Source organism: Phenylobacterium sp. (genome assembly GCF_041913825.1).
GTDB lineage: Bacteria > Pseudomonadota > Alphaproteobacteria > Caulobacterales > Caulobacteraceae > Phenylobacterium.
On sequence record NZ_JAYSEO010000019.1, the window covers coordinates 66,269 to 88,341 of the forward strand.

At 71.9% G+C, this 22,073-nt stretch carries 16 protein-coding genes; 3 read left to right on the plus strand and 13 right to left on the minus strand.

The window, feature by feature from the left end:
- Positions 1-189: 189 nt before the first annotated feature.
- Positions 190-1,407, plus strand: a complete 1,218-nt coding sequence (locus tag ACE3Q8_RS16315) for a glycosyltransferase (RefSeq protein WP_374471348.1) — start codon at positions 190-192, stop codon at positions 1,405-1,407.
- Between the two features lie 15 nt (positions 1,408-1,422).
- Here the strand turns inward: ACE3Q8_RS16315 and ACE3Q8_RS16320 are convergent, their stop codons facing one another.
- The 3 genes from ACE3Q8_RS16320 to ACE3Q8_RS16330 form a co-directional block, all read right to left on the minus strand.
- Entirely contained in the window at positions 1,423-2,643 is a 1,221-nt protein-coding gene (locus ACE3Q8_RS16320) for an acyl-CoA dehydrogenase family protein (RefSeq protein ID WP_374471349.1), read from the minus strand.
- Between the two features lie 11 nt (positions 2,644-2,654).
- Positions 2,655-3,770: an acyl-CoA dehydrogenase family protein gene (locus ACE3Q8_RS16325; protein WP_374471350.1), complete on the minus strand. Its 1,116-nt coding sequence runs from the start codon at positions 3,768-3,770 to the stop codon at positions 2,655-2,657.
- Between the two features lie 125 nt (positions 3,771-3,895).
- A complete protein-coding gene (locus ACE3Q8_RS16330) occupies positions 3,896-4,543 on the minus strand; it encodes an OmpW family protein (RefSeq protein ID WP_374471351.1) in 648 nt (215 codons plus the stop codon).
- Between the two features lie 171 nt (positions 4,544-4,714).
- Here ACE3Q8_RS16330 and pepN point away from each other — a divergent pair, with 171 nt between their 5' ends.
- Entirely contained in the window at positions 4,715-7,339 is a 2,625-nt protein-coding gene (gene pepN, locus ACE3Q8_RS16335; RefSeq protein ID WP_374471352.1) for an aminopeptidase N, read from the plus strand.
- Between the two features lie 131 nt (positions 7,340-7,470).
- On the plus strand, positions 7,471-9,300 hold the full coding sequence (locus tag ACE3Q8_RS16340) for an ATP-binding protein (protein ID WP_374471353.1): 1,830 nt from the start codon (positions 7,471-7,473) through the stop codon (positions 9,298-9,300).
- Positions 9,301-9,316: 16 nt separating this feature from the next.
- Here the strand turns inward: ACE3Q8_RS16340 and ACE3Q8_RS16345 are convergent, their stop codons facing one another.
- The 10 genes from ACE3Q8_RS16345 to ACE3Q8_RS16390 form a co-directional block, all read right to left on the minus strand.
- Positions 9,317-9,733 carry an EF-hand domain-containing protein gene (locus tag ACE3Q8_RS16345; RefSeq protein ID WP_374471354.1) on the minus strand — a complete coding sequence of 139 codons (417 nt, stop codon included), beginning with the start codon at positions 9,731-9,733 and terminating at the stop codon, positions 9,317-9,319.
- A gap of 71 nt (positions 9,734-9,804) precedes the next feature.
- Positions 9,805-12,687, minus strand: a complete 2,883-nt coding sequence (locus ACE3Q8_RS16350) for a bifunctional [glutamine synthetase] adenylyltransferase/[glutamine synthetase]-adenylyl-L-tyrosine phosphorylase (RefSeq protein WP_374471355.1) — start codon at positions 12,685-12,687, stop codon at positions 9,805-9,807.
- 42 nt (positions 12,688-12,729) lie between these two features.
- Positions 12,730-14,130: a sensor histidine kinase gene (locus tag ACE3Q8_RS16355; protein WP_374471356.1), complete on the minus strand. Its 1,401-nt coding sequence runs from the start codon at positions 14,128-14,130 to the stop codon at positions 12,730-12,732.
- An 18-nt stretch (positions 14,131-14,148) separates the two neighbouring features.
- Positions 14,149-14,820 (minus strand): response regulator transcription factor, encoded by a 672-nt coding sequence (locus ACE3Q8_RS16360; RefSeq protein ID WP_374471357.1) that lies wholly within the window; start codon positions 14,818-14,820, stop codon positions 14,149-14,151.
- Positions 14,821-14,847: 27 nt separating this feature from the next.
- Entirely contained in the window at positions 14,848-16,413 is a 1,566-nt protein-coding gene (locus tag ACE3Q8_RS16365) for a Do family serine endopeptidase (protein ID WP_374471358.1), read from the minus strand.
- 145 nt (positions 16,414-16,558) lie between these two features.
- On the minus strand, positions 16,559-17,011 hold the full coding sequence (locus tag ACE3Q8_RS16370) for a cytochrome c-type biogenesis protein (protein ID WP_374471359.1): 453 nt from the start codon (positions 17,009-17,011) through the stop codon (positions 16,559-16,561).
- Positions 17,008-18,978 (minus strand): heme lyase CcmF/NrfE family subunit, encoded by a 1,971-nt coding sequence (locus ACE3Q8_RS16375; protein WP_374471360.1) that lies wholly within the window; start codon positions 18,976-18,978, stop codon positions 17,008-17,010. Before ACE3Q8_RS16375 ends, ACE3Q8_RS16370 begins: the two co-directional genes overlap by 4 nt.
- The gene (gene ccmE / locus ACE3Q8_RS16380) at positions 18,975-19,487 is read right to left on the minus strand and encodes a cytochrome c maturation protein CcmE (RefSeq protein WP_374471361.1); all 513 of its coding nucleotides are present in this window, start codon (positions 19,485-19,487) and stop codon (positions 18,975-18,977) included. Before ccmE ends, ACE3Q8_RS16375 begins: the two co-directional genes overlap by 4 nt.
- A complete protein-coding gene (gene ccmI / locus ACE3Q8_RS16385) occupies positions 19,484-20,560 on the minus strand; it encodes a c-type cytochrome biogenesis protein CcmI (protein ID WP_374471362.1) in 1,077 nt (358 codons plus the stop codon). The genes ccmE and ccmI overlap by 4 nt, the downstream gene beginning before the upstream one ends.
- Positions 20,561-20,603: 43 nt before the next feature.
- Positions 20,604-21,974, minus strand: a complete 1,371-nt coding sequence (locus ACE3Q8_RS16390) for a hypothetical protein (RefSeq protein WP_374471363.1) — start codon at positions 21,972-21,974, stop codon at positions 20,604-20,606.
- Positions 21,975-22,073 lie beyond the last annotated feature (99 nt).

A 22,073-nucleotide genomic window follows, 5' to 3' on the forward strand; every position in this document is an offset into this window, starting at 1 on the left:
ACGGGCAGCGCGGTTCGCGTTCGTCAAAAACCACATGGGCGAGAGGCACGAACCCTGGCCAAGGACTCAAAGACGCCGCGGGCGCGCATCATCCGGCGCCGCGCGCCGAAGCTGCGGCGTGGGGATCGTTCCGTCGCCCTGCTCGTTGCAGCATCAACGAGCGTCATCGAGAGACGAAGGGCACGCAGAATGTTCGACGTCGTCGCGCCGGAGCACGAGAACCTGATCCGGCTTGATCCCGCCGACACCCCGGCCTTTCCCGGCGAGCCGGCCGGCTTCCATCTCATCGACACGACGATGATGTACGCGCCCAAATCGGGCGGCGTGAAACGCTACCTCCTGGCCAAGCGCGCCTGGCTGACCAAGCGCCGGCCGGACATCCGCCACACGCTGGTGGTCCCCGGCGCCCGCACCCAGGCCGAGAGCGACGGCGTCGTCACCATCGCCGCCACCCGCCTGCCCTTCGGCGACGGCTACCGGATGCCCGCCAGCCTGACCAAGTGGGAGACGGTGATCCGGATGCTCGAGCCGGACATCATCGAGGCGGGCGACGTCTTCGTGCCCGGCCACGCGGCGCTGGAGGCCGGCGAGGCCCTGGGCGTGCCGGTGGTGGGCTTCTGCCACACGGACGCGGCGACGCTGGCCGCCCTGCACTTCGGCGAATGGGCGGAGGCGCCCACCTTCAACTTCTGGGCCCAGGCCTACCAGCGCTTCGACCACGTGGTGGCCCCCAGCCAGCACATGGCCAACCGGCTGATGGAGGCCGGCGTCGAGCGGATGAGCGTCCAGCAGCTCGGCGTCGACACCGAGCTGTTCCACCCCTCCCGCGGCGACCGAGGCAAGCTGCTGAAGCGGCTGGGCCTGCACCCCGACACCCGCCTGCTGGTGTTCGCCGGTCGCCCGGCCCGGGAGAAGAACATCGACAGCATGGTGGCGGCGGTGGAGCGGCTGGGCGCGCCCTACAAGCTGCTGCTGATCGGCGCCGGCAAGGACGTGGGGTTCTCGCCCAACGTCATCTGCCTGGACTACGAGCGCGACCCGGTGAAGCTCGCCGGCATGATCGCCTCGTGCGACGCCTGCCTGCACGCCAACGAGAACGAGATCTTCGGCCTGGTGGTGCTGGAGGCGCTGGCCGCCGGCCTGCCGGTGGTGGGCCCTTCCAAGGGCGGCGTTTCCGAGTTGATCGACGAGACGGTGGGCCAGCGGGCCCGGAACGTCGAGCCGGCCGGCCTCGCCGAGGCGATCGAGGCCCTGTTCGCCCGCGACCTGGGCGAGCTGTCGGCGGCGGCGCGGCGCCGCGTCGAGCAGCGCCACGGATGGGACACCACCTTCGAGGGCTTGACCCGGCTCTACACGCGCCTGCGCGGCGAGGCGGTCGCCCGAGCCCCCCTGGCGCTGACCGCCTAGTCCCCGAGCCGCGCCTCAGCGCCCTGTGGGCATGTCCTTGAAGGGGACGTCCTTGTCGACGCGGATGTCGCCCGGCAGGCCCAGGACGCGCTCGGCGATGATGTTCTTCAGGATCTCGTCGGGGCCCCCGGCGATCCGGAGCCCCGGCGCCATCAGCCACGAGGCGTGGAAGGCCCCTTTCAGAGGCGCGAGGTCCGGGTCGTCGATGATCCCGTACTGATCGAGCATCTCGACCGCCGTGTGCGCCAGCTCCTGCATCTGGACGGCGGACACGATCTTGCCGATCGAGCTTTCCGGCCCCGGCGTCTCGCCCCTGGACAGGGCCGTCAGCGTGCGGTTGCGGGTGTGTTTCAGGCCCTCGGCCTGGACGTACCAGTCGGCGAGCTTCTCGCGCAGCGCCTGGTCCTTGATCGCCGGCGCGCCGTCGAGGCCCGGCAGGGCGCGGGCCGCCTCCAGGAACTGGGTCCACTGGGCCCCCGTGGCCCCGCCCACCGCCAGCCGCTCGTTCATCAGGGTGACGAGGCTGACCCGCCAGCCATCGTCGACGGCGCCCAGCCGCTGGCTGTCCTTCACCCGAACGTCGGTGAAGAACACCTCGTTGAACCCGGAGCCGCCGGACATCTGGTGGATCGGCCGCACCTCGATCCCGGGGTCCTTCATGTCGACCCAGAACATGGTCAGTCCCTTGTGCTTGGGCGCATCCGGGTTCGTTCGGGTGATGACGATGCCGAAGTCGGAGAACTGGGCGCCGGTCGTCCAAACCTTCTGCCCACTGATTATCCAGTCGTCGCCGTCGCGCACGGCCCGCGTCCGCGCGGCCGCCACGTCCGACCCGCCAGACGGCTCGGAGAACAACTGGCACCAGATCTCCTCGCCGCGGAGCGCCGGTCCGACGAAACGCTTCTTGGTCTCCTCGTCGGCGAAGGTCATGACGGTCGGGATGCACATGCCCAACCCGATCTGGAACGGGTTCGGCGGGATGGGATATTTCGCCTCCTCCTGGCTGAAGATCACCTGCTGGATCGGCGTCCCGCCCGGACCGCCCCAGGCCTGCGGCCAGGTGATCTGGGCGTAACCCGCGGCGGCCTTCTTCGCCTGCCAGGCCTTGGAGGCGGCCATGGAGCCGCCGCCCTCCATGTCGGTGGGGTCCAGCGCCTGCTTCGGCGCATGGGCGGCGAGCCATTCGCGCACCTGGGCGCGGTAGGCGGCTTCGTCAGGCGAGTCGTTGAAGTCCATCGCTGTGCTCCTCAGGCCGCGTTGCGCCGCTCGAGCTGGCTGACCAGCCGTTCCTTCCAGACCCGTGGCGCGCCCGCCACGAGGCCCAACTGCCGCGAGCGGCGCAGGAAGAGGTGCGCGTCCACCTCCCAGGTGAAGCCGATGCCGCCGTGCGTCTGGATGTTCTCCTTGGCGGCGAACCAGTAGGCCTCCGACGCCGCGATGCGCGCTGCGCTGGCGGCGAGCGGCAGCTCCGGCGCGCCGGTGTTGAGCGCCCAAGCCCCGTAGTAGGCGTTGGACCGCGCCAGCTCGTTGCGCACGTACATGTCCGCCAACTTGTGCTTGATGGCCTGGTAGGAGGCGATCACCCGGCCGAAGGCGTAGCGTTCCAGCGCATAGGCCTTGGCCATCTCGAGGCAGCGGTCGGCGCCGCCGGTCTGCTCGAAGGCGAGCAGGACCGCGGCGCGGTCCATCACCTGCTCCAGCAGGGCGAAGCCCTCGCCGGCGGGACCGAGCCGACGGGCCGGCGCGCCCTTGAACGTCAGCTTCGCGGCGTCGCGCGTTGGGTCGAGGGTCTTCAGCGCCTCGCGCTCCACGCCCTCCCCAGTCAGGTCCACGAGGAAGAGGCCGGGCTGGCCGTTCTCCTTGGCGAGCACCAGCGCGAGCGTGGCGATATCGCCGTCGGTGACGGGGACCTTGGCGCCGGTGAGCCTGCCACCCATGACGCTGGCCTGGACCGAGCCGGGCGTGACGGGGCCGGGGCCTTCGGACGCGGCGAGCGCGCCGATCACCTCGCCGGCGGCGATGCGGGGCAGGATCTCGGCCTTCTGCGCCTCGTCCCCGGCCAGCATCACGGCTTCCGCCAGGAAGTAGACGGTGGAGGCGAACGGAATGGGCGCCACGGCGCGGCCCAGCTCTTCGGCGATCACGCAGAGCTCGAGGTGGCCGAGGCCAAGCCCGCCGTGCTCCTCGGGGATCGCCGCGCCGAGCCAGCCCTGCTGGGCCACGGCCTTCCACAGGGCCGCGTCATAGGGCCGGAAGTCGTCGTCCAGCACCTTGCGGACGTGGGCCGTCGAGCAGTTCGCGTCGAGGAACTTGCGCGCCTCGGACTTCAGGAACTTCTGGTCGTCGGAGAAGTCGAAATTCATGCCTGCCATCCCGCCGTCGACCGGCGTTCGCCGTTTCCTCGCGACGCACCATTACGCGCAGGCGGCAGGCTGGAAAGACTGACGTGGCGTGAGGGCCGCGCCGGCGGCGCGACCCTCCCGTGGCCTCAGAACTTGTAGCCGAGGCCGGCCGAGACGACCCACGGGTCGAGGTTCACCTTGGACTTCACGCCGTTGAAGCGGTCCTTGGCGTCGGTCTCGAAGAAGATCTTCTTCACGTCGACGTTGGCGCTCCAGGGCCCTTGGATCGCGACGTCGGCGCCCGCCTGCAGGGCGAGGCCGAAGCCGTCGTCGATGTCGAGGCCGAAGCCGTTGAAGTCCTTGTCGGCGTAGAAGAACATGTAGTTCACGCCGGCGCCCACGTAGGGGCTGACCTTCGCGGCCGGGGCGAAGTGGTACTGCAGGGTGACCGTCGGCGGCAGGACCCAGGTCTCCTTCACCTTCACGTCGGTGGCGCCGCCCTTGGCGCGCACCGTGTGCTTGGTGGAGCCGGCGATCGCCTCGACGGCGATGTTGTCGGTCAGGAAGTAGCTGAGGCCGATGGTCGGCATCACGCTGTCGCCCACCTCGGCCTTCAGGCCGGTGGCGGCGCCGGACAGCGTGGTGATCGGGTCGCCCGCGTCGGGCGCCACGTCCGTCACGCGCACGTTCAGCATGACCGTGCCGGCGGTCTTGGGCTGGAACTCCTGCGCCTGGGCGGCGCCCGCAAGGGCCAGGGCCGCCCCGGCGGCCAGGGCGAGTTGGATGGTTTTCATGTCTATCCCCTTCATTGGCGGCATGACCGCTGCGCCCTGATGCGCCGGAGGGGCAGGCTTCGCCTTGACGTGGCTCAAGGCTTAGCTGGATCTCCCGGGAGCGCCGGTTTCGGGCCCCCGGAGGAGTCGGCCACGCTGGCGGGCGCGGCTCGGGGCGTCTAAATCCTTTGCATGCGCACCGAGACCCCGCAGCCGATCCGGCTCTCCGACTACCGCCCGCCGGCCTACCTCGTTGACGAGGTCCACCTGGCGTTCGACCTGCAGCCCAACACCACCCGGGTGAAGGCCAGGCTGCAGGTCCGCCGCAACGGCGACCACGCCGAGCCCCTGAGGTTCAACGGCGAGCGCCTGAAGCCGATCTCCGTGGCGGTCGACGGCCGGACGCTGGCCGACGGCGAGCGCGCCATCGACGCCGAGTGGCTGACGATCCCGGACGTGCCGGCGCAGTTCGTGCTGGAGACCGAGGTCGAGATCGACCCGGAGAACAACAAGGCCCTCGAGGGCCTCTACATGTCCGGCGGCCGGTTCTGCACCCAGTGCGAGGCGGAGGGCTTCCGCAAGATCACCTTCTGGCCCGACCGGCCGGACGTGCTCTCCCGCTTCACCGTCCGCATCGAGGCGGACCGGAAGTTCCAGCACCTGCTCTCCAACGGCAACCTGCTCGAGAAGGGCGAGCTGCCCGGCGGCCGCCACTACGCCGTCTGGAACGACCCTTTCCCGAAGCCCAGCTACCTCTTCGCCCTGGTGGCCGGGGAACTCGACGTGCTCGAGGACAGCCTGGTCACCATGAGCGGCCGCACCGTCGAGCTCAGGATCTTCGTGGATCCGGGCATGGCGCCCCGCGCCGCCTACGCCATGGACGCGCTGAAGCGCTCGATGAAGTGGGACGAGGAGGCCTTCGGCCGCGAGTACGACCTAGACCTGTTCATGATCGTCGCCGTGCGCGACTTCAACTTCGGGGCCATGGAGAACAAGGGGCTGAACATCTTCAACAGCTCCCTCCTGCTCGCCGACCCGGCGACAGCCACCGACATGGACTTCGAGCGCATCGAGAGCGTCGTGGCGCACGAGTACTTCCACAACTGGACCGGCGACCGGATCACCTGCCGCGACTGGTTCCAGCTCTGCCTTAAGGAGGGCCTGACGGTCTTCCGCGACCAGAGCTTCTCCGGCGACATGCGCGGCCACGCCGTGCAGCGGATCAAGGACGTGAAGGCGCTGCGCGCCCGGCAGTTCGCCGAGGACCAGGGGCCGCTCGCCCACCCGGTGCGGCCGTCCACCTACCTGAAGATCGACAACTTCTACACCGCGACCATCTACGAGAAGGGCTCGGAGGTGATCCGGATGCTGAAGACCCTGATCGGGCCGGACGCCTTCCGGAAGGGGATGGACACCTACTTCGAGCGCTGGGACGGCCAGGCCACCACCGTCGAGGCGTTCGTCGAATGCTTCGCCGAGGCGTCGGGCCGCGACCTCTCCGACTTCTTCGCCTGGTACGAGCAGGCCGGCACGCCCCGGGTCGAGCTGAACAGCGCCTATGACGAGGACGCCGGGACGCTGACCCTGACGCTGTCGCAGGAGACGCCGCCGACCCCTGGCCAGCCGGCCAAGCGGGCGCTGCCGATCCCCGTGACCGTGGGCCTGCTGGACCACGAGGGCCGCACGCTCGCCTTCGAACGGGACGGCCGGGCGGTTGACGAGACGGTGATCGTGCTCGACCAGCCCCAGGCCAGCGTCACCCTGACCGGGGTCGACACCCGCCCGGTGGTGTCGGCGCTTCGCGGCTTCTCGGCGCCTGTGGTGCTGCGCACCGACGCGCCGCCGAAGGACCGCTACGTCCAGCTCGCCGCCGATCCGGACCTGTTCAACCGCTGGGAGGCCGGCCAGGAGCTGGCCCGCGGCCTGATCCTCGGGCGCGCCCAGGGCCGTGCCGACGAGGTCAACGAGGAACGCTACGCCGAGGCGGTCGGCCGGGCGCTGGCCGACCAGGCGTCGGACCCGGCGTTCAAGGCCCTGCTGCTCGCCCTGCCTTCCGAGTCGGACCTGGCCCTGGCCATGACGCCGGCCGACCCGGCGGCGATCCACGAGGCCCGCGAGGCGCTGCGGCTCCGGCTCGCCCTGCACCTCAACGCCGAGCTGCGCCACCTCCACACGGGCCTGCAGGACCTGGGCGAGTTCACCCCGGACGCAGCCGGCGCCGGCCGCCGCGCGCTGCGCAACGCGGCTCTCGACCTCATGTCCGCCAATCCGCGGGCCGAGGTGGCGGACATCGCCGAGGGTCACTACCGCGCGGCCAAGAACATGACGGACGCCATGGGCGGGCTGTCCGCGCTCATGCTGATCGGCGGACAGGCCTACGAGGCGGCGCTCGCCGACTTCTACGAGCGCTGGAAGTCCGAGCCGCTGGTCATCGACAAGTGGTTCGCCGTCCAGGCGCGCGACCCGTCCGAGACGGCGCTCGGCCGGGTCATGGGCCTGACCGCCCATCCGGCCTTCGACCCCAAGAACCCCAATCGACTGCGGGCCCTGGTCTCCACCTTCGCCAACTTCAATCCGGCGCGGTTCCACGACCCGAGCGGGGCCGGCTACCGCTTCCTGGCGGACCAGATCATCGCGGTGGACGGCTACAACCCGATGATCGCCGCGCGCCTCGTCGATCCCCTCGGGGGCTGGCGGCGCTACACGCCCGAACTCGGCGCGCGGATGAAGGCCGAGCTCCAGCGCATCCTGCAGACGCAGGGCCTGTCGAAGAACGTCTTCGAGCTGGTCAGCCGGGCCCTGGGCGAGGACGCCTGAGGCCGAATGGCCGCGCCTGGACCGGGTGACGGGGCGGGCGACGCACCGTAGACTCGCCTCCTGAGGGAATGACTCGGAGGGGGCGGCAGGCGTTGGCCAGGCGCGGAGCAAAGCACGCGGCTGATGCGCCTGTGGCCACGGGCGGCGAGGACTCGTCCGCACGCCGTCCGCCCAGCTACAGCTTCGCCCGGATCGCCATCCTCTCCACCCTGCTGCTGCTGGCCGTCTACACGGCGGTGGCGGTGGGCCGGATCCGCGCCGGCCCGCAGGCGCCGGAGGAGCAGCTCATCTGGCTGTCGGCGCCGCTGGCCACCGCCTTCGCGCTCGGCCTGCTGCTGCTGCTGGAATGGCGCCGGGTCGAGGAGGCTCACGCCGCCTACACCGACTCCGAACACCGCTTCCGCCTCGCCGTCGAGGCCGCGCGCTGCGGCATCTGGGAGTGGGACCTCACCACCGACCGGATCTTCATGTCGGACGTCACTGGCACCCTGTTCGGCTGGCGCGGCGGGGTCGTGGACGGCCAGCAGGTGCTGGACCGCGTGGCCCCCGGCCACCGCGACGGCCTGCGCGACGCGCTGGCCAACGCGGCGATCTACGGCGGCTTCGACGTCTCCTTCCAGGTCCCCTCCCCGATCGGCGGGCGGCCGGTGTGGATCGACGCCCGCGGCCAGGGCTTCGGCGAGGCGGCGGAGGGCGGCTTCGCCCGGATCATCGGGGTGGCCCTGGACGTCACCGAGGAACGCCTCGCCCAGGCCCGCGCCCAGACCGCCGAGACCCGACTGCGCGACGCCATCGAGAGCGTGTCGGAGGCCTTCGTGCTGTGGGACCGGCACGGGCGGCTGCTGATGTGCAACAAGAACTACCGCAGCTACTTCCGGCTCGATCCGCAGCTCCTGAAGCCGGGGGTCCAGCGCGAGCAGGTGGAGCGGTTCGCCCGACAGGCCGTGCGCCAAGAGCTGCCGGACCCGGGCGGCGCCCGGGGCGTGCGGGAGGCCGAGCTGGCCGACGGCCGCTGGGTGCAGATCTCCGAACGCTCCACGGCGGAGGGCGGCCTGGTGGTCACCGCCGCGGACATCACCGCGCTGAAGACCCAGGAGGAGGCCCGCCGGCGCAACGAGGAGGCGCTGCGCAAGGCGGTCGCGAACCTGGAAGCCAGCCAGGCGGAGCTGTCCGAGCTGGCGCGCAAGTACGAGGTGGAGAAGGTCCGCGCCGAGAGCGCCAACCAGGCCAAGAGCGAGTTCCTGGCCAACATGTCCCACGAGCTGCGGACCCCGCTGAACGCCATCAACGGCTTCTCCGAGATCATGCTGGGCGAGATGTACGGCCCGCTCGGCGACCGCCGCTACAAGGAGTACGCGCGCGACATCCTGCATTCCGGGCAGCACCTGCTGGCGCTGATCAACGACATCCTCGACATGTCCAAGATCGAGGCCGGCAAGATGACGCTCAGGATCGAGCCGGTCTCGCTGGAGGAGGTGGCCGAGGACGCCGCCCGGCTGGTGCGCAACCGCGCCGAGACCGCCGGCCTGACGCTGGACGTGCGGTTCCCGGCCCTGCCTGAGGTGGAGGCCGACTATCGGGCGGTGAAGCAGGTGCTGCTGAACCTGCTGTCGAACGCCATCAAGTTCACCCCGCGCGGCGGCAAGGTGACCATCCGCGCCGAGCTGCGCGCCGAGCACCTGGGCCAGCGGGTGCGGGTGGCGGTGGTGGACACCGGCATCGGCATCGCGCGGGACGACCTGCTGCGGCTGGCGCGGCCGTTCGAACAGATCGAGAGCCAGCACTCGAAGACCCAGCAGGGCACGGGCCTGGGGCTCGCGCTCAGCAAGGCGCTGGTGGAGATGCACGGCGGGATGCTCGACCTGCGCAGCGCGCCGGGACAGGGCACGGAGGCGAGCTTCCTCCTGCCGGTGCGCCAGACGGCGCAGGAGCCGGCCAGGGGCCAGGCCGCGGTGGCCTAGCCCCCACCTTATGCCGCTACACGCCCCGATGGCCGCGGTGGCCGCGGGCCTTTTGCAGCTTCTGCAGTTCGTCGCCGGCGAGAACGCCGTCCTTGTCCGCATCGGCGGCGTCGAAGCGGGCCTTCGCCGCGGCGTCCATCTCGGCGCGGCTGACGGCGCCGTCCCGGTCGGCGTCCATCGCCGCCAGCAGTCGGCCGCCGCCCTGGCCCTTGCCGCCGAGCGCCTGCATTTCGGCCTGGCTGAGCGCGCCGTTCCGGTCGGCGTCGAGGCGGGCGAGCATCCGCTCCGCGCGCTGCGACTGAGCGGCCTGGAACTCCGCAAGCGTGACGCGGCCGTCGTTGTCGGCGTCGGGATTGCGGGGCTGGCGGTCCTGGGCGGCGGCCGCACCGGCCATGAGGGTGGCCGCCGTGGCGGCCAGGAGGAGGGTCTTCATCGTTTCTGTCCTTACGGGATGCACACGAGGCTTCGCTCCCGTCCGAACGTCGCCGCCCCCCTTCTCCACAGTCACGGTTGCACGACGATGTCGTAGGCTTTCCGCGCCGCCACGCGCGATGTCGAAAGTTTGGCGAACAGGGTCTTCAGGGTTCGCGCCCCGCCGGCGCGGGCGAGCAGAACCTGGAAGGCCCTGGGCTCCTGGGCAGGGTCGGGGTTGTCCTCCAGCGCGACCTTGAGAAGCTGGGTCAGGTTCTGCTGCAGGGCCCAGGCCTCCTGTAGCGCCGCGAGCGGTGCGGCGGGGGCGAGGCCGGCCTTCGCGAAGGCCGCGAGCGCCTCGGCGGTGTTGGGCTCCAGCGGGCCGCCGTCGGCGGCGTGGGCGAGCTGCAGGAACTGGGCGGCGAATTCGATGTCCACCAGGCCGCCCGGGGAGAGCTTGAGGTCCCACTCGCCCTTCGGCGGCCGCTCGCGCTCCAGGAGCTCGCGCATCTCCCGCACGTCGGCGGCGGTGCGGCGGCGTTCGCGCGGGCGGCGGAGCGCCGCCTCGATGGCCTGGGCGGCCTGGGCGGCGAAGGCCTCCGACGAGGCCCACACCACACGGGCGCGGGTGAGCGCCAGCAGCTCCCAGGTCTCGGCCTCGCCCTGGTAGTAGGCGTCGAAGGCGGCGCAGCTCACCGCCACCGGGCCTTTCGTCCCGGAGGGCCTGAGCTGCATGTCGACTTCGTACAGGCCACCTTCCGCCGTCTGGCTGGAGAGCGCGGCGATCAGGCGCTGGGTGAACCGGCCGTAGAAGGTGGAGGCGTCCCAGCCCTTGGTCTCCGACATGCCGGCCGGGTCAGCCGCGCGGTAGAGGGTCATCAGGTCGAGGTCGGAGCCGGCGCTCATCTCGCGCGAGCCGCACTTGCCAAGCGCGACCACCGCCACCTCCCCCCCGAACGCGCCGCCGAGACGCTCGGTCTCGCCCAGCGCGGCAGGCGCCAGCGCCTCGATGCAGACGTCGGCGAGGTCGGCGAAGGCCTTGCCGGCCACCTCGGCGGTGGCTGCGCCGCTCATCACCTGCACCCCGACGCGGAAAGCCTGCTCGCGGTGCGCCCGGCGGACGGCGTCCATCGCCTCCTCGAACCCCTGGGCGCGGGCCACCGCGGCGGCCACGACGGCGCGGTCCTCGGCGATGGCGATGGGCTCGAAGAACTCGGCGTCGAGCATGGCGTCAATGGCGGCGGGCCGGCGGGAAAGCGTGCTGGCGAGCCTTGGTGCGAAAGCCATCACCTGCACCACCAGCTCGAAGAGCCGCGGCTGGGCGAGAAACAGCGACTGGAGCTGCACGCCCGACGACAGGCGCGCGAAGAAGTCCGAGAAGCGGTTGAAGGCGGCGTCCGGCGCGCCGGTGGCCTGGAAGGCGTCGAGCAGCCGGGGCGCGAGGCGGGTGAACAGCTCCCGGCCGCGCTCGGTGCGGGTGGCCGGAATGCGCCCGTGGTGCCAGCTCCGGATGGTCTGGGAGACGCGCGCCGGGTTGGAGAAGCCCATCCGGGTCAGGGTCGCCAGCGTCTCCGGGTCGTCGTCGACGCCGGTGAACACCAGGCTGCCGAAGCGGGAGGACAGCGGCTCCTCCTCCGGGAAGAGCTCGGCATAGCGGCCATTGACCGTCTTCAACGTGCGGGTGACCGCGGCGTCGAAGCTGCGGAGGTTGGCATAGCCGAACAGCGCGGCCACGCGGCGGCGCTCGTTGTCGGACTCCGGCAGCCGATGGGTCTGCTCGTCCTCCAGCATCTGGATGCGGTGCTCGACGGCGCGGAGCGTCCGGTAGGCCTCGGTCAACTCGGCGCAGGCCTCCGGCTCCACATGGCCGGCCTCGCGCAGGGCGGCGAGGGCGTCGAGGGTGCGGTTGCTGCGCAGGTCCGGATTGCGGCCGCCGAGGATCAACTGCTGGGTCTGGACGTAGAACTCGATCTCGCGGATGCCGCCCCGGCCGAGCTTCAGGTCGACACCCTTGGCCGAGACGCGCTCGTCCACCTTGTGGGCGTGGATCTGGCGCTTGATGGAGTGGATGTCGGCGATGGCCGCGAAGTCGAGGTTGCGGCGCCAGACGAAGGGCTGCAGCTCGGCGAGGAAGGCGCGGGCGGCGGGGAGGTCGCCGGCGCAGGGCCGGGCCTTGATGAAGGCGGCGCGCTCCCAGTTCTGGCCGACCGTCTCGTAGTACTCCAGCGCCGCCGGGATCGGCACGGCCGGCTGGGTGGAGGACGGATCCGGTCGAAGGCGCAGGTCCATGCGGAAGACGTAGCCGTCCCCGGTCTTCGCCTGCATCAGGTCCGAGACGCGGTGAGTCAGGCGGACGGCGAAGGCCTGAGGCTCGACGCCCTCGGCGAGGGGCAGTCGGTCGGGGTCGAAGAAGACCGAGACGTCGATGTCGCTGGAGTAGTTCAGCTCGTAGGCGCCCTGCTTGCCCATGGCGATGCAGAACCAGCCCGGGACCGGCCCTTCCTCGCCGTCCCCCAGCCGCGCGAGGCGGCCGGCGGCCAGCTCGCCGCGGGCGGCGACGGCGAGCGCGGCGGCCACGGCGGCGTCGGCGAAGCGGGTGAGCGCGCCGGTCACCTGATCGAGGTTCCAGACGCCGCCCAGGTCGCAGAGCGCGGTGAGCAGGTGCAGCTCGGCCTTCAGCCTGCGCAGCTCGACCGTGGCGGCCTCGGTGTCGAGGGCGGCGGCGGCGGCGGTCCGCGCGAGCACGTCGGCCAGCCGCGCCGCGGGATCCGCCCCGAGGATCCGGCCCAGCATCTCCGGGTCGCGGCGCGCGAGACTGGCGAGGTAGGACGAGGCGCCGAAGACCCAGGCCAGGGTGGGCCAAGCGGTCTCCAGGGTGGGCGCGGTCCAGCGGGTCTCGACGATCTCGCGGGCGCGCTCGGCGGCGCGGGCGTCGAGGACCGGTCCGGAGGGCTGAATCTGGGCGGCGAGCGTCATCCGCCTTCCTTGCCAGCCGGCGGGGCGCCCCGCCAAGCCCGGTCAGGCGCGCGGCAGGACCAGGGCGACGCGCAGCCCGGGCCCCATCTCACCCACCTTGCCTGGCCCCTCGGTCAGCTCGAGACGCCCACGGTGCGCCTCGGCGACGGCTGCGACAAGGGAGAGGCCGAGGCCGGCGCCTGGCTCGTTGCGGCTGTTCTCCAGCCGCACGAAGCGCTGAACGACGCGCTCCCGGTCGCTTTCCGGGACGCCGGGCCCGGTGTCGGTGACCGAAAACTCCACCTCGCCCGAGGACCGGCGGCGAACCCGCAGCATGATCGCCCCGCCCGACGGCGTGTACTTGATGGCGTTGTCGAGGATGTTGGCCAGCGCCTGGGCCAGGAACTCGCGGTTGCCGCGCACCTGCAGGTCCTTGGCGAACTCGGCGGCGAAGTCGATGCCCTTGTCCTCGCAGAGCGGCTCGTAGAGTTCAGCGATGTCGCCTGCGAGGTCGGCGGGGTCGAAGAGCACCGGGTCAGGCGCCGTCCCGGCGGCCTGCAGCCGGGCGATGGAGAGCACGGCTCCAAAGGTCTTGAGCACGCCGTCGGTGTCGGTGAGGGCCTGGGCCAGCGCCTCCTGCGGATCGCCCTTGCCGGCCTCCACGTCCAGGTAGGCGGCCTCCAGCCGAGCGCGCAGGCGGGTGAGCGGGGAGCGCAGGTCGTGGGCGATGGCGTCGCCGGCGTGCTTGTGACCGGCCATGGACCGCTCCAGCCGATCGAGCATCTCGTTGACGCCCTGGGCGAGTTCGTCGAACTCGTCGCGGGTGCCACGGACATGGGCCCGGGCGCCCAGATCGCCGTTGCGCACGGCGTCCACGACCTCGGTCAGGCCGGCCATGCTGCGGCTGACGTTGCGGCTGACCAGCACGCCGCCGGCCAGACCCAGCATCACCACCAGGGCGCCCGCGCCCCAGAGCGCGTTGATGATCTTCAGGACGTAGGCCTCGTCCTCGCCCACGTCGGCGCCGACGAACAGGATCTCGCCGCCGCTCAGCCGCTGCTGCAGGCCGCGCGCGGGATTGCGGACAAGCCGGCCCTGCTCGTCCTCTTCGGTGATCTGGAAGGTGGTCCAGGTGGGCTGGCCGTCGAACTCCTCCACCGGGCTCTCCTCGATGGAGCCCGAGATGGTCTCGCCGGCGCGGTCCATCAGCAGGTAGAGGAACGGCCGCTCCGCCGCGGCGCGCTCGATGGTCGCCTGGTTCACGGCCGCGATGCCGGCGCGGTCGTAGGCGGCCACCAGCGATCGCATCTCGCGGGTGATCTCCTGGTCGGTCCGGCGGGCCGCCTCGCCGGCGGTGGCCACGTAGATATAGGCCAGGAAGGCGAAGGCGGCGCTGGCGAACAGGGCCAGGAACAGCAGCGTCAGCCGGAACGGGGTGGTCCGGAAGATGCGCGGCAGGCGCACGGGAAGCGCCGCCGGCTCTTAGGCGTCGAGGCGGTAGCCCGCCCCGCGGACGGTCTGCAGCATCGGCCGGTCGAAGCCCTTGTCGATCTTCGAGCGCAGGCGGGAGATGTGCACGTCGATGACGTTGGTCTGGGGGTCGAAGTGGTACTCCCAGACCTTCTCCAGCAGCATGGTGCGGGTCACCGACTGGCCGGCGTGGCGCATCATGAACTCGAGGAGCTGGAACTCCCGTGGCTGGAGGTCGATCTCCTTGCCCTGGCGGTGCACGGTGCGGGCGATGAGGTCCATCTCGAGATCGCCGACCCGCAGCAGGGTCTGCACCGAGCCGGTCTCCCGGCGGCGGGCGAGCGCCTCCACCCGGGCGATCAGCTCGGCGAAGGCGTAGGGCTTCACGAGGTAATCGTCGCCGCCGGCCTGCAGCCCGGCCACGCGGTCGCCCACCTCGCCCAGGGCGGAGAGGAACAGGACCGGCGTCTGATCGCCCTCACGCCGCAGCGTGGTGATCAGGGTCACGCCGTCCATGCGAGGCATCATGCGGTCGACGATCATCACGTCGAACTCGCCGTCGCGGGCGGCCGCCAGGCCTTCCTCGCCGTCGGCCGCCCGGACGCAGGCGTAACCGGCTTCGGTGAGGCCGCGCTCCATGGCCTCGGCCGCCTCGAGGTCGTCTTCGACGATCAGGATCCGCATGATTCTCCGCCCCCGCGAGAACCCAACCTAGCCCGAAACCTTCAGCGGCAGGAAGGACGTGCGGCCGTTGCGGTAGACGCCCACCAGCACGCTGGTGCGGCCGGCCTTGCGGGCCGCCTCCACCACCGAGGACAGGTCGGCGGCGCTGGCCACCGCGCGGTCGCCCGCCCGGGTGATCAGGTCGCCGCGGCGCAGGCCCTTCTCGGCCGCGTCGGAGGACTGGTCGACGCTGGTGACCAGCGCGCCGCGCACGTCGGCCGGCACGTTGAGCGTGCGGCGCGAGGCGTCGTCCAGCGGAGCCAGGGCCAGGCCGATCACCGGCGCCGTCGGGGCGGCCGGAGCGGCCGGAGCGCGCGAGCCCGGCGTGTTGTCGTTGGACGCCAGCTCACGCTCGGACGGACGGGTGCCGGAGCGGACTTCCACCGTCCGGCGGCGACCGTCGCGGATCACCTCGAGGCGGAGCGCATCGCCCGGCCGGGCCTGCGCCACGCGGCGGGTCAGTTCGGACGAGGTCTTCACCGCCTGGCCGTTGATGGCGACCACCACGTCGCCGACCATCAGGCCGGCGCGCTGGGACGGGCCGCCGGGAACCAGGTCTCCGACGATCGCGCCGCGCTGGTCGCCCATGCCCTGGGCCTCGGCCATCTCGCGGGTGAAGTTCTGGATCGAGGCGCCGATGTAGCCGCGCTGGATGCGGCCGCCGCTGATGAGCTGCTTGGTGACCGAGTTGGCCACTTCCGCCGGGATCGCGAAGCCGATGCCCACCGAACCGCCGGACGGCGAGAAGATGGCCGTGTTCACGCCGATGACCCGGCCGTAGATGTCAAAGGTCGGACCGCCCGAGTTGCCCCGGTTGATGGGCGCGTCGATCTGGATGTAGTCGACGAAGGTCTCGCCGATGTCGCGGCCGTAGGCGGAGATGATCCCGGCCGTGGCGGTGCCGCCCAGGCCGAAGGGGTTGCCCACCGCGATCACCCAGTCGCCGACCCGCGGCTTGGCGGCTTCCTCGAAGTTCACGAAGGGGAACGGTCCGTTGCGGCCCTTCACCTTCAGCACGGCCAGGTCGGTGCCCTCGTCGCGGCCGATGATCTCGGCGTCGAGCTCGGTCTCGTCCTTCATCACCACGGTGATGCGCTCGGCGTTCTCGACCACGTGGTTGTTGGTGACGATGTAGCCGTCCGGCGAGATGAAGAAGCCCGAGCCCGAGGACTGCTGGCTGGGGAGGCGCGGCTGGCCGCGCTCGGTCTGGCCGCCCTGCGGCGGAGCGGTCGGGTCGTCGCCGCCGTCCTCGTCGTCCGGGCTCGGCAGCAGGAACGGCAGGCCGGGGATGGCGCGGCGCAGCGCGTTCGGATCGACCCGGCTGGTCACGTTGATGGAGACCACCGCCGGCGAGACGCGCTCGAAGATGTCGGCGTACGACATCGGCGCGCCGGGCGGCGGGGCGAAGATCGGCGCCGTGGAGGCGCGGATGAGCTGGGGCTGGTCGGCAGCCTGGGCCGCGGGGAGCCGCATGCCAGCGCCCGCGACCGCCGCGGCCATCACGCCGGCGCCCGCGACCGCGCCCAGGAGGTAACCCGTCTTCTTCGAGGTCATAAGCCTTCTATTCCCTGCAGCAGGGGTGGTGAGATCGGCCCCCGCCCGAAAAACCTAGGTTCGATGCACGAGAGTGCAACGGCTCTCAAGTTACGTTTAGGTCACCCTGCGCGCGGCTTCGCGTCGGATATTTGGCGTCATCGTGTCAGAGTGGTTCCCCCTCGGACAAGCGGCGGAGCCGTTCGGCCTCTTCGTCAGAAAGCTCCGGGTCCGGGGTCCGGTTCCGGAGACGGGCGAACAGCAGGGCGGCGCCCATGAGGACGATCAGGAACGGACCGATCCAGAGCGCCAGGTTACCCGCCGAGAAGGCGGGCGTAAGCAGGACGAACTCGCCGTAGCGGTCGATCAGGTACTGCTTGATCTGGTCGTCGCTGCGTCCGGCGGAAACCTGCTCCCGGACCAGCCGGCGGAGGTCCTGGGCGAGCTCGGCCTCGGAATCGTCGATGGACTCGTTCTGGCAGACGAGGCAGCGCACATCGCGGAAGATCTCGCGGGCGCGGGCTTCCTGCGCCGGGTCGGGCAGGCGCTCGGCTGGATCTGACGCGGCCGCCATGCAGAAGACGGCCGCGATGGCGGCGAGCGCGGCGCGGAGCCTCATGCCGGCTGCTCCTTGCGGCGGCCGACGCCCAGGCGCAGGCGGCGGTCAGACAGCGACACCAGGCCCCCGATCGCCATGATCGCCGGGCCAATGAAGATCAGGCTGGCCCAGGGATTCCAGTAGGCGCGGACCAGCCACACCGGCTCGCCCTGGCCTTCGCGGCGCTCGCCGAGCACCACGTAGACGTGGCTCATGCCCTGGTAGCAGATGCCGACCTCGGAGGTGGTCTGGCCGCCGGCCGGATAGAACCGGCGTTCCGGCGCCGGCGCGCAGATCGGCGCGCCGTTGCGGGTGACCGCGAGCTGGGCCCGCTCCGCGTCGTAGTTGGGGCCTTCCACCGGCTGGATGCCCTGCAGCACCACATGGTAGGCGCCCGCGTCCAGCGCGCCTCCGATCGGCAGGGTCTCGGCGGCCTCCACCTTCCAGCTCGTCTCGAAGACCGCGCCCAGGACGAAGACGCCCAAGCCCAGGTGCGCGAGGGTCATACCCCAGGCGCCGCGCGGCAGACCGATGAGGCGGCGCAGGCTCTCCGCGGCCGGCGCCCGGAAGGCGCGCACCCGCTCCAGGATCTCGGCCAGGGCCCCGGCGGTCAGCCAGCCGCCGAGCGCGACGCCGGCCGCGCCCCAGGCATGGCGCGGGCTGACCAGCAGGAGGGTGGCGAGGCCGACGGCGACGGCGATCAGGGCGGCGATCCACAGCCGCTGCATCACCCCGCGCGCATCGCCGCGTTTCCAGGCCAGCAGCGGGCCGGCCGGCAGCAGGATCAGCAGGGCGGCCATCAGCGGCGTGAAGGTGAGGTTGAAGTACGGCGGCCCCACGGAGATCGCCTCTCCGGTGGCCGCCTCGCGGATCAGCGGGAACAGGGTGCCGAGCAGCACGGTGGCGGTCGCCGCCGCCAGCAGGATGTTGTTCAGCACCAGGGCGCTCTCGCGGCTGACCGGGGCGAAGACGCCGCCCTGGGCGAGGCTCGGCGCGCGCCAGGCGAACAGCGCGAAGCCGGCGCCGGCGCTGACGCCCAGGATCATCAGCAGCAGGACACCGCGGGTCGGGTCGACGGCGAAGGCGTGGACCGAGGTAAGCACGCCCGACCGCACCAGGAAGGCGCCCAGCATGGAGAAGGAGAAGGCGGCGAGCGCCAGGAAGACGGTCCAGCCCGGCAGCGCGCCGCGCTTCTCGGTGACGATGGCGGAGTGCAGCAGGGCCGCGGCCACCAGCCACGGCATGAAGGAGGCGTTCTCCACCGGGTCCCAGAACCACCAGCCGCCCCAGCCCAGCTCGTAGTAGGCCCAGAAGGCGCCCAGGGTGATGCCGACCGTCAGCATGCTCCAGGCGGCGAGCGCCCACGGCCGGACCCAGCGCGCCCAGGCGGCGTCCACGCGCCCCTCGATCAGGGCGGCCGCCGCAAGCGAGAAGACCACGCTCATGCCGACATAGCCCGCGTAGAGGAACGGCGGGTGGAAGGCGAGCGCCGGGTCCTGCAGCAGCGGGTTCAGCGAGCGACCCTCAACGGGCGCGGGATTGAGCCGTGACAGCGGGTTGGACGCGAAGACGGTATAGGCGAGGAAGACGACGCCCAGCAGGCCCTGAACGGCGACCGTCAGGGCCTTCAGCCCGCTGGGCAGGCTGCGCGGCAGGGCGACCATCGCCCCGAAGCCGGTCAGCGCCAGGCACCACAGCAGCATCGAGCCCTCGTGGCTCCCCCAGGTCCCGGCGACGCGGTAGAGCAGCGGCTTCTCGCTGTGCGAGTTGGCGGCGACGTTGGCTACAGAGAAGTCTGAGGTGACGAAGGCGTGCATCAGGGCCGCGAAGGCGACCAGAACGCCGAGGAACGCCACGAGCGCCGCCCCCTCGCCGGCCGCGGCCAGCACGGGCGAGCGGCGGATGCGGGCGGCCACGGAGAGTCCGACCTGGGCCAGCGAGACCGCCAGCGCCAGTATGAGCGCGAACGCGCCGACCTCTGCGATCATAGGGCGCTGCTCGGGCCGCCGGCGGGCGCCGGCGGGGCGTCGTGCATGGGCTTGCCGCCCTCGCCGTACCACTCGCCCTGCTCCTTGAGCGCCTTTGAGACCTCGCGGGGCATGTAGCGCTCGTCGTGCTTGGCCAGCACGCGCTTGGCCTCGAAGACGCCGTCCTCGCGGAAGGCGCCCACGGCCACCACGCCCTGGCCCTCGCGGAACAGGTCCGGCAGGTCGCCCTGGAACACCACCTTGTCCACCGCGCCCTGGTCCTGGACGGTGAACTCCACGCGGCCGTCGGCGTGCTTCACCACCGAGCCCTCGGCCACCAGGCCGCCGAGCTGGATGGAGCGGCCGGGCGCGGGCTTGGCGGCCTCGGCTTGCGAGGGCGTGTAGAAGAAAGAGATCGAGTCCCTCAGGCCCCAGAGCGTCAGGCCGACCGCCAGCGCCAGCACCGGGGCGATGGCGGCGATCAGGGTCAGGCGGCGGCGCGCCTTCGGAGATTTGGGCAGCAGGCTCATCGCATCGGCTCCGCCCGCGCGGCTTCGGCGAGCTGGTTCAGGATCTGGTCGTTTCCGGCATAGCGCGCCCGGGCCTGGGCCAGCGCGGCGTCGCGCTTGGCGGCGTCCCCCAGCACGGCGTAGGCCCGGACCAGGCGCACCCACCCCTCAGGATCGTCGGGGCTGGTCTTGAGGCGCTCCGCCAGGCCCTCGACCATCGCACGTATGGCGGCCATCTGGTCGCCGGAGACGGAGGGCTGGGCCGGCAGCGCCTCGGCGTCGGCGATGGCGCGCTTCAGCACCTCGGCGCGCGGGTCGGACGCCGGCATCTCGGCCAGCAGACCGCGCCACGCGGCGATGCCGCCCTGCCGGTCGCCGGAGAGGATGCGCTGACGGGCCAGGTAGAAGCGCGGCTCGATCAGCTTCGGGTCGCGCTTCAGCGCCTCCTCGAAGGCCTCGGCGGCGGCGGCGTCGATCGCGCCCGCCTGACTGGCGTAGGCCTCGCCCAGCAGCACCCAAAGGTCGGCGCGCTCGGGCGCGAGCGCCACGGCCCGGCGCAGGGCGCGGACGGCGGCGGCCGGGTTGTCGGCGCCCGCCTCGGCCATGGCCAGGAAGCGGTAGAGCTCGGGGTCGTCGCGCCGCTCGCGCGACAGGCGGTTCAGCACCGCGGCGATCTCAGCCGGCTGCAGGGTGGCGAGGTCGCTGGTGCGCCAGGTCTCCAGCCGCTTGGCGAATGGCTGGTCCGGCAGGCCCGGCGAGCCCAGGCCGACGTAGAGGCCGAGCGCCACGGCGGGCGCCGCGACCACTGCCGCCAGGACGGGGCCCCGGGCTGCGCGGTCCGGACGCCAGGCCGCGCCCGGCTGTTCCGCCGCCGACAGCAGCCGGCGGGCCGCCTCGGCATGGGCGGTGCGGCGCTCGCCCTCGGCGATCAGCCCGCGCTCGGCGAGATCGTCGATCTCGGCCAGTTGCCGGCGGTAAAGGATGGGAGTGGGGTCGGGCGCCTCGCCCAGCGAGGCGGCCTTGGCGGCGCGGAAGAGGATGAGGCCGGCCGCGGCGGCGGACAGAACGCCGGCGACCGCCCAGAACGCGATCATGGCCGGCGTTTAGCCGAAACCGCGGATCAGCGCGAGGGGGCGATCACCCGCCTGCGGCCATCCGCGGCGGGGCCTCGCAAGCCGCGGCCCGACGGCGGACCAGGTCGGCGGCCTTGTCGTCGCGGACGAGGCGGCTGAACTCGGCCACGACCTCGAGGTGGTCGCGGGCGATGGGCTCGCTCTCGCAGTCGCCGGTCTTGATCAGGTCGAGGGTCTCCTCGACGTAGTGGTCGAGCATGTCGCCGACCTTCTCGATCATCCGGCTGCGCGCGGAGGCGAAACCGCCGTAGTTGGCGCTGGAGCGGATCTCGCGCACGAAGTGGAACAGGGTCGTGGCGCGGCGAACCGCGCGGGGATCGGGCGGCAGGGTGTGGCGCGGGATCATCCGGCGGATGCGCCGCAACCTCGCCGGCAGCATGGGCAGGGCCTGGCCTGCGTAGCGCTCGGCCTCGCGGATGCGGCCCTCCACGACGCTCGCCAGCGCGCTCTTCTGCTTGAACAGCCGGTGGCCCCAGCCGTGCTCCCGGTCGATGGTGATGCAGGTCTCGATCTCGGCGATCTGCAGGGTGACCTGCTCCACGCGCTTGGCGGCCTGCAGGGCTGCGGGCTCGCCGCCGTCGGTGTCGAGGGTCTGGATGGCCTTCAGCGCCGCGTCGATGTCGTCCATCACCCGCTCGGCGAAGCTGCTGAGCTCGCTCTGGCCGAGGTAGCGCTCGTTCGGCTTGTCCATGACCGCCGAGATGATCCGGAGCACCATCCAGGGGTGCGGCAACTGGGCGGCGAGCATCTCGAAGAAGGTGGGGCCGGCGTCGTCGCGCACGGCGCAGGCGTCGCGGTAGGCGAGGCGTGCGGCGGCGGTGGTGTCGTCGCCGAAATGGGCGGTCCACTCCGGCAGCCGGTGGACCGTGCGGCGCACGACGGGCGCGAGGTCCAGGCAGAGCTGGAAGGCCGCGCCGCCGTCCGGCCGGGACTGGTCGCAGAGGGTGCGGACGAGGGCGAACTCGCGCGGCTGGCCGGCGCGGACCGCGTCCGCCGCCTTGCGCAACACGGCGTCGAACGGCTCGGGCGAGCTCTCCCCGGGGCGGTAGTCGTAGAGCGCGTTGGACGCCCGCTTGACGCCGTCAGGGTCGAGCGCCTTAAGGCCCTTCCAGAGGTAGCCCAGCGCGATCGCCGGGAAGTGCAGGCCGTGGCGGTCTGTCCCGTCGCCGACGCACATGGGGACGATGGGCAGCAGGATGGCGTTGCGCAGCCGCCGTTCGGCCGCCTCCGCCTCGACGAGCCGGCGCACGCTGGCCAGGGCGGAGTCGCCCATCTGGCTCGCGAGCGCAGCCTGGAGCCCGCCGACCACCTTGTCCGGCGCGGCGGCCACGAGGCCCTTCACGAGGGCGATCTTGCGCTCCGACAGCGCGACCATGCACGGCTCCAACAGCGGACGCGGGCCCGCACGGCAGCGACGATGCCTCTTCGCCGGTTAAGGTTTTCCGAAGGTTAGGCACGTTGCGGCGCCCGCGGC